Genomic DNA, 10680 nt, shown 5'->3' with positions numbered 1-10680 from the left:
CAAATAAATTTCAGGACTTATTTATGAAAGATATTAAAGGATTAAAAGATATAAATAAAAGAAGAGAGATTTTAAAGGAAAAATATTTTAAAGATTCAATATACTGCGTAACGGCAGAAGATTTTTCTAATGGCAGAAATAATATAGAAGTTGTAAAATCAATGCTTGAGGCAGGAATAAAAATTATTCAATACAGAGAAAAAGATAATCCTAATAAATATATGCGTGAAAAATATGAAGAGTGTTTGAAAATTAGAGAGCTTACAAAAGAGTATGATGCTTTATTTATAATAGATGATTATGCTGATTTGGCAATTGCAGTTGAAGCTGACGGAGTTCATATAGGACAAAAAGATATGCCTATTGAAGCAGTAAGAAAAATTGTCGGATATGATAAAATTATAGGGCTTTCTACCACTAACAAAAATCAAGCTAATGAGGCAGTTAATACAAGTGCCGATTATATTGGAATTGGACCTATATTTTCAACTAATACTAAACCTGATGCTAATGAGGCTACAGGTATTGATTATCTTGATTATGTAGTAAAAAATATTGATGTTCCTTTCGTTTGTATAGGAGGCATAAAATTAAATAATATGGATTTGCTTATAGAACATAATGCTATGAGTTTATGCATGCTTACTGAGATAGTATCTTCTGAGGATATAAAATCCAAATGCGAACTTCTAATCAAAAAAATGAAAAGATTATAAAAGTTTTTATTTTTTCTGCAGTCATAATATTTTCTTTGATTTTCCTTATAAGGATTTCTAATTTGAAAGAAAGCAAAGATTTATTTATTGACTCAGAATCAATAATAAGCATGATAAAAAATAATAACACTAGAATTATTTATGATTATATAAAAAACAGAGATAAAGTTTATGTTTATCATGATAAGAATTTGGAAGAGGGGGCTAAGGAATATATAAGCATACATTTTCCAAGCGTTAAATATATTGGAAGTTTTAAATTTATGCTATATTTTTATATATTTAAAGACAAAATAATGTTTTACTCTTCTGAAAAGGATTTTATCAGTAAATTAAAGTCTTTAAATATAAAATGCTGTCAAGTTGTATTGAGTATAGATGATATAAACAGTGATGAATATTTAACTTTAAAAGACAATAATAATACCAAAATTTTTTTATCAATAACAAATGAAAACTTTTATAAAATAGATTCTAATTTTAATGATGATATGTATAAATATTTAGCAGAACTTGATAAAAACAGTATAAGAGTAGTTGATGGAGATACTATCAAATATAAAGATAATTATTACAGATTTATAGGACTTGATGCTCCGGAATTAAAACAAAATTACGGAACTAATGTTAAAGCTTATGTTGAAAATAAAATAAAAAACGCTTCTAATGTAAGCATGCTTGTGGGCTCTTATGATATTTTCGGGCGTATACTATGCCATTTATTTATAGACGATGTTCCTTTGGCATATCCTATGATGAAAGATAAGCAAGCCAAAGAAACCATAATGAAATACGGAGATAATGGATTTACAACTATAGCAAGTAATATTGTTTATTTATCGAAACATCAGGGAAGACGTCCTTTTACAGATCCGGCAAAGTTCAGGGAGGAGAATTAAAAATATATTAAGTTAAAATAAAATATTGAAATTTTATCATTAATAAAATATAATTCATACACAAAAACAGAATATCAAAATTTTAGGGGATTTTAATGTTACCAGTAAATGATTTAAGAAAAGGCGATGCTATTATTTTAGACGGAGAAACTTATTTAGTAGTAGATGCACATTTTCACAGAGCACAGCAAAGAAAAGCAAATGTGAAAACAAAATTAAAAAATATGCTTAAAGGAAACATGATAGAAAAAACTTTTGCATCTACAGAAAGCGTTGAAGAAGCTGATATATCATACAAAAAAGCACAATATTTATATGAAGAAGGCGACAGTTATATATTTATGATATTAGATAATTATGAACAGGTGCATGTTAATTCTGATATATTGGGAGACAGCAAATATTATTTATTAGATAACAGCGAAGTAGATTTGCAATATATTAATGATGAAGTTACAGCAGTTCGTTTTCCTATACATGTTGTTTTGGAAGTTACTTATACAGAGCCTGGATTTAAAGGAGATACTACAGGTTCTACTTTAAAGCCTGCTAAACTTCAAACAGGCATTGAAGTTAATGTTCCTTTATTTATTAATATAGGCGATAAAATTAAAGTAGATACTAGAGATGACAGTTATGTTGAGCGTGTAAAATAAAATAATGCTTTATATTATTTCTATTTTATTAGCTTTATTTATATTTATAAGTATTTTCTTTGTAAAAGTAAATTTATTAATATATATTGCAATAGCTTCTTTTATACTTCATATAATATTTACCAAATCTATTTATAAAACTATAAAGAGGCTATTGCATTTAATTCCTTATTTTTTAGCCATATTTATAATTCAGGCATTAAATTCAAGAGGTGAATACTATAAAATATTTGGATTATATATAGATAAAGTTGGTGCTGATTTTACAATAGTCTATTTTATTAGAATAGCTTCTGTTTTATATTTACTTTCTATTTTCTTTATAATAATAAAAAAATTAAAAGTTCCTAATGGTTATATTTTTGATGAGTTAATAAGAATTAATGTCTTTATGAAAATAGTCAAGAAGTCATTTTTTATAGAGTTTAATAAAGTTAAAGATAAAAATAAAACATTTAAAGAAAAACTTAATTTAATAAAAAATCTTCTTGAAAATGTTTATAATGATTCTTTTAAATTGTATCCGTATAATATTTTTATAGATAATTACAGAAAGTCAAAATAAGAGGATTAATTTTGTATAATCAATCCTCTTTATTAAGAATTATTTTTCTAAGTAAGCATAATGGAATCTGTATTTTCCTAAAGGATCTAATTTATAATCTTTAAGTTTTGTTGATACCATTAAAACATTTGATCTATAATGTATTGGAATTATAGGCATATCATTCATTAATATAGCTTCTGCTTCATGCAGAACCTTCATTCTGTCTTTATTGTTAACTATATGTTTAGAACTTTCAATTAATTTGTCATATTCAGGATTATTATAACCAGGATTGCTAGGCGTATAACTTAAATATAAATCAAGCATAGTCATAGGATCATTATAATCCCCAGTCCATCCGCTTAATACCATTTGATAACTTAATTCTCTAAAATTCTGAGAAATAACAGACCATTCTCTAGGTATAATAATAGCATCAACACCTATATTTTTCCACATTTGCTGTATAGCTTCAACCATAACAACATTTCCGTCATTTGCAACTAATACCTCTATAACAGGGTATCCTTCACCATCAGGATATCCTGCCTCAGCCATTAACTTTTTCGCTTCTTCTACATTCTTTTGATAATCTTCATTTTTTACGCTTATATAATCTCCTCCATTTGCTCTGAACTCTCCTTCATAATCGCTAATTAGAGGAGGTACAAAGGCACCGGCAGGTAATTGATCAGATTTGTTAATAGATTCTACTATATAATTTCTGTCTATAGCAAGAGCTAATGCCCTGCGTACTCTTGAATCTGTAAATGCTTCATTTGTAAGATTTATTTCAAAAAATACAGTTCCATAAGCATGATTTACTACAGTAAGACCTTCTTTTTTTAGGTTCTCTATTTCTTGATTAGGTATCAAATTAGAAAAATGTATTTGTCCATTTCTAACAGCAGCTAAGGCAGTATTTCTATCAGCTATCATAGATATAGTGATATTTTTAGCTACTAATTCATCTTTTGCATAATAATTAGTGTTAATCTCCATTGTAATTTTTTCATCTCTTACTCTTTCTGTCATTTTGTAAGGACCATTTCCTATATAGCTTTCAGGATTTAATACCCAAGTATCTCCAAATTTTTCTATAATATCTTTTCTTACAGGCAGAAACATCTCAGCTAATTCTAAAAAATAAGCTGTAGGATTTTCTAAAGTTATTTCAACAGTATAATCATCTATTTTTTTTATTCCCAACTCTTCTATAGGAACATCTCCTGCGGTAACTTTTAATGCATTTTTTACAGGCGCCATAAGTGTAGCATAAGGAGCAGCTGTTCTAGGATCTACGAATCTTCTATAGCTATATACAAAGTCTTCAGCAGTTACAGGAATACCGTCAGACCATTTAGCATTAGTTCTTAAATAAAAAGTGTATGTAAGACCATCTTCACTCATTTTATAATTTTCAGCCATTCCGCCTACTATTTTACCTTCTTTATCTTTCTTCATAAGACCTTCAAAGAAATGTCTTATATAAACTGTACCGATATTAGCATTATTTAAATGAGGATCTATTGTAGCAACTTCTCCGCCCAATGAAACAACTATACCTTCAGCTTCAGGCGATTTTTTTGAACATGACATCATTATAAGCGATATTATAAGAACTATACTAATAATTTTTTGCATTGCTTATCTCCTATCATATAGTAATTAATAGTATAGTACATAATTTTAAAAAGTACAATATTCTATTCTAAGTATGAATAATGAAACCTATATCTTCCTAATGGATTGAATATTGCCCCTTTTAATTTCGGACTTATCATAAAAGGATCCATTCTATAAATTATTGGTATAATAGGCATATAATCAAATAGTATGTCTTCTGCTTTATGAAGAGCCTGCATTCTTATTTCCTGATTATTAGTTTTTGATGCGGTTTCTATTAAATTATTATATTCTTCATTATTAAATCCGCTATGGTTTATAGAACTAAATTTAGAAAAAAAGTTAAGCATAGCCATAGGATCGCTGTAATCGGCAGTCCATCCTGTTCTAGCTAAATCATAATCTTTTTCAACCATAGCTTGATATGTAACATTGTATTCTTCAGACTTTATAATAATATCTATACCTAAATTTTCTTTATACATATCCTGCATAGCTTCGCATATAATAGTAAAATATCCAGGTGTAGTTCTTATTTCCAATACAGGGAAATTTTCTCCGTTTGTATATCCGGCTTCTTCCATCAATTGCTTAGCTTTTTTAATATTTTCTTCATAGTTATTATAATCTATATAATTTCCTCCGTTTTCTCTAAAGTTCCCATTATAATCGTTCATATTCGGAGGCACAAAAGCACCGGCAGGTATTTGATTCATTTTTGTTACATTAGATATAATATATTTTCTGTCAAATGCAAGAGATAATGCTTTTCTTATATTTTGATTAGTCAATACACCTTTAGCTGAATTGATTTCTAAGAAGTATATTCCGAAAGCTGGTTCCTGAAGTATAAAATTTTCTTTTATTAAAGCAGGAATTTCACCCATAGGTGCTTCTATAACAGAAAACTGCAAATCTCCGGATTTCATGGCAGCCAATGCAGTATTGGAATCATCCATTATTAGAACATTTATTTTTTTGGCTATTATAGAATCTTCATCATAATAGTTTGTGTTAATTTCCATAACTATTTTTTCATCAGTTTTCCTTTCTGTCATAACATAAGCACAATTAACTATATAAGTTTCCGGATTTTTAGTCCATTCATCTCCGTATTTTTCTATAATATCCTTTCTTACAGGAAAATAAGGACTGCTTACAGATATGTATTCTAAAAAATATGGGGTAGGGTTTTCTAATGTTATTTCAAGTGTATAATCATCTATAGACTTTACCTGTAATTCTTCAGGAGACATTTTTCCGCTTAATATTGAACTTGCATTTTTTATAATGCTTAACATATAAGAATATGCTGCTGCAGTTTTTGGATCAACGGCTCTTTTTAATGCATATTCAAAATCATTTGCTGTTACAGATTTTCCGTCTGACCATTTTGCATTTGTTCTTATATGAAATGTGTATATTAAACCATCTTCCGATATATCCCAGCTTTCTGCCATACCTGGTACTACATTATCTTTATTATCTTTTTTAGTTAAACCTTCAAAAAAGTGAATCATATAAATAGATCCGAAACTTAATGAATTTAGAGTAGGATCTAAAGTTCTTGGTTCTCCTCCAAGGTTTATTGATATTTCTCCAGATTTTTTATTTTGTATATTATTATTTGCATTGCATGATATTACAGCAAATATAATAATTAATAATGATATTATATTTTTCATTTGTATTAAACCTTTAATATTTTGATTATTTTTCTATATAGCAATAATTAAATCTATACCTTCCAATAGAATTTATAACAAAATCTTTTAATTTTGGATTAACCATAAGATAATTTGATTTATAATATAATGGTATTATAGGCATTTCGTCCATTAATATTGCCTCAGCTTTTTTCATATATTCTATTCTTAAATTGTTATAATATGCAGTTTTAGCTTCACTTATTAGACTATCATACTGGGCATTAGAAAATCCGGAATGATTTACTCCTCCGTAGCTTAACATAACATCAAGCATAGTCATAGGATCATAATAATCTCCAGTCCATCCCATTCTAGCAATTTGATATTTCTTTTTTGTTAATGCAATCAATGTTACAGGAAATTCTTCTTCCACTAAATTAACATTAACATTTAAATTATCTTTCCACATTGTTTGTATAGCTTTTCCAAGTTCATAAAATGTTCCAGGAGATACTTTCATTTCTAAAGTAGGATAATTTTCTCCATTTTTATATCCTGCCTTGGCCATTAATTCTTTGGCTTTAATAATATTATTTTCATAATTATCTAAATCTATATAGTTACTTGATTCAAGCCTGAATGACTGTTTTATACCTTTTATAGCAGGCGGAACAAAAGCTCCGGCTGGTATTTGACCTTTAAGAACATTATCAGATATAAAGTTCCTATCTATTGCCAATGCTAAAGCCTGTCTAACCATTTTATTTTTTAATGCCAAATTTGTAATATTTAATTCTAAATAATCCGTACCTATAGCTTCATTATTTACTATATATCCCTTACTCATGAGATAATCTACATCATCTTTATAAGGCTCTATTGAAGAAAAATGTACTTCTCCATTCAATAATTTATCTCTTATATCTGCTGTATTTGCACTTGATATAAAAGTTATTCTTTTAGCAACTATCTCGTCCTTGTTATAATAGTATGGATTTTCTTCCATTACAATTTTTTCACCAGTTACTCTCTCTTTAATTATATATTGTCCATTACATATATACGTATCAATATTTTCTGCCCATTTATACCCATATTCATCTATTATATCTTCTCTTAATGGCATAAATATACCTGAGGAGCTTAAAAAATCTAAAAAGTAAATAGAAGGAGCTTCTAATACAACTTGCAGTGTGTAATCATCAAGAACATAAGCTGCCAAATTTGTAACATCCATAAGTCCTATATTTATTTTTTTAGCATTTTTAATTATTTCCATCATATAACCGTATGAAGCTCTTGTACTAGGATCTGCTGCTCTTCTCCAGCTATATTGAAAATCATTGGCAGTTACCGGTTTTCCATCAGACCATTTAGCATTTGTTCTTAAATGAAATGTATATGTAAGTCCGTCATCAGATATTTCCCATTTTTCAGCTATTCCAGGCTGTATATTATTATTTATATCTATTTTTGTTAAACCTTCAAAATTATGAAGTATATATGTTGTTACAGCTCCTATTGAATTTAATGTTGGGTCCATAGTGTTTGGATCGCTTCCAATATTAACAATGATATCTTTATAAGGATCTATTTTATTATTCTTACTACCGCATGAAATAATAAAAATAATTAATATGCATATTAGAATTTTTTTCATAAATTTTTTATCTCCGAAAAAAATAGCACTATTTTAATTATATTTAAAATTATATTAAAAGTCAATATAATTTGATTTTAATTAAAATCCAATATTATTTTATTTAAATCTGTTTTAATATTTTAAATTATTAATTTAATGTACTTTTGTAAGTATATATAATTTATATATAATGTATTTATTGTAATCGTATTTTTGTAATTTAAAAGCCAGAAAAAAACAAATATAGAGTAAAAATTAATTGACAATACAAATTTATTTTACTATACTAGAGTATATTAAAATAACTATTAATTTTACAAGTGGGGAGTTTTTTATGGATTTTAAAAAGATTTATCAAGAGAAATTAACTACTCCAGATGAAGCAGTCAAAGTTGTAAAATCAGGAGACTGGATTGATTATGGCTGGGTAGTTGCCACTCCTATAGAATTAGATAAAGCATTAGCCAGGAGGCTTCCGGAATTATCTGACCTCAATTTCAGAGGAGGTATATTATTTTGGGAACCTGAAATATTTAAAGTAGAAGATGCAGCTAAGCATATTACATGGAATTCATGGCATATGTCTGGTTTAGAAAGAAAAGCTGTAGATAAAGGTTTTTGTTTCTATGATCCTATACGCTATTCTGAAATGCCAAGGTATTATAGGGACTTGCCTTTTGGTATAGATGTTGCTATGTTCCAAGTATCAGAAATGGATGAAAACGGATATTTTAACTTTGGACCTAATGCTTCGCATATGCAGGCTATGATAGAAAGATGCAAATGTGTTATAGTAGAAGTTAACAAAAATATGCCTAGATGTTTAGGAGCATCTCATACAGGAGGAGAAGCTGTACATATTAATCAGGTTGATATGATAGTAGAAGGTCAGAATCCTGCTATAAAAGAAATGCCTTCAGGAGGAGCTACAGAAGTAGATAAGACAGTAGCTAAACTCATAGTAGAAGAAATTCCTAATGGGGCATGTTTACAATTAGGTATAGGCGGTATGCCTAATGCAGTAGGTTCTTTGATAGCTGAATCAGATTTAAAAGACTTAGGAGTTCATACAGAAATGTATGTTGACGCTTTTGTTGATATATCTTTAGCTGGAAAAATTACAGGTTCTAAAAAGAATATAGACAGATATAAGCAAACTTATGCATTCGGTGCCGGTACTAAGAAATTGTATGATTATTTACATAATAATCCGGAATGTATGTCTGCTCCTGTAGATTATACTAATGATATCAGAGTAATATCTGCTATAGATAATTTTATGTCAATAAATAATGCTGTAGAAATAGACTTATTCGGTCAGGTAAGTGCTGAATCTACAGGATTTAAACATATAAGCGGAGCAGGCGGACAATTAGACTTTGTATTAGGTGCTTATTTATCTAAAGGCGGAAAGAGCTTCATTTGTTTATCATCTACTGTAACAGGAAAAGACGGACAATTAAAATCAAGAATAGTTCCTAGTTTTGCTAACGGTACAGTTGTTACAGATACTAGAGCTAATACTCATTATGTAGTAACAGAGTATGGTAAAATCAATTTAAAAGGTTTAACTACTTGGCAAAGAGCAGAGGCTTTAATATCTATAGCTCATCCTGATTTGAGAGATGAATTGGTTAAAGAAGCTGAAAAAGCAAAAATTTGGAGAAGAAGTAATAAATAAAAGTATTAATCATTATAAATTAAATAAAGTTATAAGGAGAAATAAATGTTTAAAACAACTGAACAGCATGAACAACTTCGTGCTAAAATAAGAGCTTGGGCTGAAGAAGTGGTAACACCTATAGCTCATGAGCACGATCAAACAGGTAAATTTCCAACAGAAGCTGTAAAGCAATTAGGTAAAGCTAAATTAGATATTATGGGGTTGCCTTTTGACACAAAATACGGCGGAGCAGGATTTGATAATATAGCTTATGCTATAGCTGTAGAAGAACTTTCAAGAGTAGACGGAAGTATGGGAGTAATTTTATCAGCTCATTGTTCTTTAGGAAGTTATCCTATTTTTGCTTTTGGTACAGAAGAACAAAAGAAAAAATATTTAGTTCCTCTTGCTGAAGGCAGAAAATTAGGTGCTTTCGGTTTAACTGAGCCTGAAGCAGGTTCTGATGCAGGCGGTACTGAAACTACTGCAGAACTAAAAGGAGATCACTATATATTAAATGGTGAAAAAATCTTCATTACTAACTCTATTGAAGCTGAAACTTATGTAGTATTCGCTGTTACTACTCCTGGTATCGGTACTAGAGGTATTAGTGCTTTCATAGTAGAAAAAGGTTGGGAAGGTTTTGAATTTGGTGAGAAATATGATAAATTAGGTATTCGTGCTTCTGCTACAGCTCAATTGCTTTTCGATAACGTTAAAGTTCCTAAAGAAAACTTACTTGGTAAAGAAGGACAAGGTTTCAAAATTGCTATGCAGACTCTTGACGGCGGTCGTATTGGTATTGCTGCTCAGGCATTAGGTATAGCTCAAGGTGCTTATGAAGCTGCTGTAGCTTATTCTAAAGAAAGAATACAGTTCGGACGTCCTATTGCTCAGCAGCAAGCTATTGCTTTCAAACTTGCTGATATGGCTACTAAATTACGTGCTGCTAGACTTCTTATCTACAGTGCTGCTGCTATGAAAGACAGACATGAGCCTTATGGTACTGAATCTGCTATGGCTAAATTATATGCTTCTGAAATAGGTTTGGAAGTTGTAAACCAAGCACTTCAAATCCATGGCGGTAACGGATATATTAAAGGTGCTTATATAGTAGAAAGAGCTTACCGTGATGCTAAGATCTGTACTATTTATGAAGGTACAAGCGAAATACAAAAAGTTGTTATTTCTGCTGCTATACTTGGTAAAATGCCTAAATCTCCTGTTGCTGTTGCTGGTCCTATGGCTAAAAAAGGTCCTATTACTGGTGAAAGAAGAAATA

9 protein-coding genes are annotated in these 10680 nt (G+C 29.2%); 6 read left to right on the top strand and 3 right to left on the bottom strand.

Annotated features, from left to right (window positions below; translation table 11 throughout):
- Window positions 1–23 precede the first annotated feature (23 nt).
- The 4 genes from thiE (at window position 24) to Q0J90_RS14475 (ending at window position 2836) form a co-directional block, all read left to right on the top strand.
- The gene (thiE, locus tag Q0J90_RS14490) at window positions 24–716 is read left to right on the top strand and encodes a thiamine phosphate synthase (protein ID WP_297278586.1); all 693 of its coding nucleotides are present in this window, start codon (window positions 24–26) and stop codon (window positions 714–716) included.
- Entirely contained in the window at window positions 680–1615 is a 936-nt protein-coding gene (locus Q0J90_RS14485) for a thermonuclease family protein (protein WP_297278585.1), read from the top strand. The genes thiE and Q0J90_RS14485 overlap by 37 nt, the downstream gene beginning before the upstream one ends.
- A gap of 95 nt (window positions 1616–1710) precedes the next feature.
- On the top strand, window positions 1711–2271 hold the full coding sequence (efp, locus tag Q0J90_RS14480) for an elongation factor P (protein WP_028330673.1): 561 nt from the start codon (window positions 1711–1713) through the stop codon (window positions 2269–2271).
- A gap of 4 nt (window positions 2272–2275) precedes the next feature.
- Window positions 2276–2836 carry a hypothetical protein gene (locus Q0J90_RS14475; RefSeq protein WP_335825154.1) on the top strand — a complete coding sequence of 187 codons (561 nt, stop codon included), beginning with the start codon at window positions 2276–2278 and terminating at the stop codon, window positions 2834–2836.
- A 39-nt stretch (window positions 2837–2875) separates the two neighbouring features.
- Here Q0J90_RS14475 and Q0J90_RS14470 read toward each other — a convergent pair whose 3' ends face one another.
- The 3 genes from Q0J90_RS14470 to Q0J90_RS14460 form a co-directional block, all read right to left on the bottom strand.
- Window positions 2876–4462, bottom strand: coding sequence for a peptide ABC transporter substrate-binding protein (locus tag Q0J90_RS14470; protein ID WP_297278583.1), 1587 nt, complete (start codon window positions 4460–4462; stop codon window positions 2876–2878).
- Window positions 4463–4524: 62 nt separating this feature from the next.
- Window positions 4525–6129 carry a peptide ABC transporter substrate-binding protein gene (locus Q0J90_RS14465; RefSeq protein ID WP_297278582.1) on the bottom strand — a complete coding sequence of 535 codons (1605 nt, stop codon included), beginning with the start codon at window positions 6127–6129 and terminating at the stop codon, window positions 4525–4527.
- A gap of 25 nt (window positions 6130–6154) precedes the next feature.
- Window positions 6155–7753: a peptide ABC transporter substrate-binding protein gene (locus tag Q0J90_RS14460; RefSeq protein ID WP_297278581.1), complete on the bottom strand. Its 1599-nt coding sequence runs from the start codon at window positions 7751–7753 to the stop codon at window positions 6155–6157.
- A 316-nt stretch (window positions 7754–8069) separates the two neighbouring features.
- Between Q0J90_RS14460 and Q0J90_RS14455 the strand changes: the two genes are divergently transcribed.
- A complete protein-coding gene (locus Q0J90_RS14455) occupies window positions 8070–9416 on the top strand; it encodes a butyryl-CoA:acetate CoA-transferase (RefSeq protein WP_297278580.1) in 1347 nt (448 codons plus the stop codon).
- A gap of 45 nt (window positions 9417–9461) precedes the next feature.
- On the top strand, window positions 9462–10680 hold a 1219-nt coding region (locus Q0J90_RS14450), incomplete at its 3' end, for an acyl-CoA dehydrogenase family protein (protein WP_297278579.1).

The organism is uncultured Brachyspira sp. (assembly GCF_944390595.1).
In the GTDB taxonomy this organism is placed as follows: Bacteria; Spirochaetota; Brachyspiria; order Brachyspirales; family Brachyspiraceae; genus Brachyspira.
The sequence above is the reverse complement of the archived record's forward strand: the minus strand, read 5'-3'. Positions and strand labels throughout refer to the sequence as shown.

Coding starts and splice junctions, on each gene's coding strand:
- thiE (WP_297278586.1), top strand. CDS start 24: ATGAAAGATATTAAAGGATTAAAAGATATAAATAAAAGAAGAGAGATT.
- Q0J90_RS14485 (WP_297278585.1), top strand. CDS start 680: ATGCGAACTTCTAATCAAAAAAATGAAAAGATTATAAAAGTTTTTATT.
- efp (WP_028330673.1), top strand. CDS start 1,711: ATGTTACCAGTAAATGATTTAAGAAAAGGCGATGCTATTATTTTAGAC.
- Q0J90_RS14475 (WP_335825154.1), top strand. CDS start 2,276: ATGCTTTATATTATTTCTATTTTATTAGCTTTATTTATATTTATAAGT.
- Q0J90_RS14470 (WP_297278583.1), bottom strand. CDS start 4,462: ATGCAAAAAATTATTAGTATAGTTCTTATAATATCGCTTATAATGATG.
- Q0J90_RS14465 (WP_297278582.1), bottom strand. CDS start 6,129: ATGAAAAATATAATATCATTATTAATTATTATATTTGCTGTAATATCA.
- Q0J90_RS14460 (WP_297278581.1), bottom strand. CDS start 7,753: ATGAAAAAAATTCTAATATGCATATTAATTATTTTTATTATTTCATGC.
- Q0J90_RS14455 (WP_297278580.1), top strand. CDS start 8,070: ATGGATTTTAAAAAGATTTATCAAGAGAAATTAACTACTCCAGATGAA.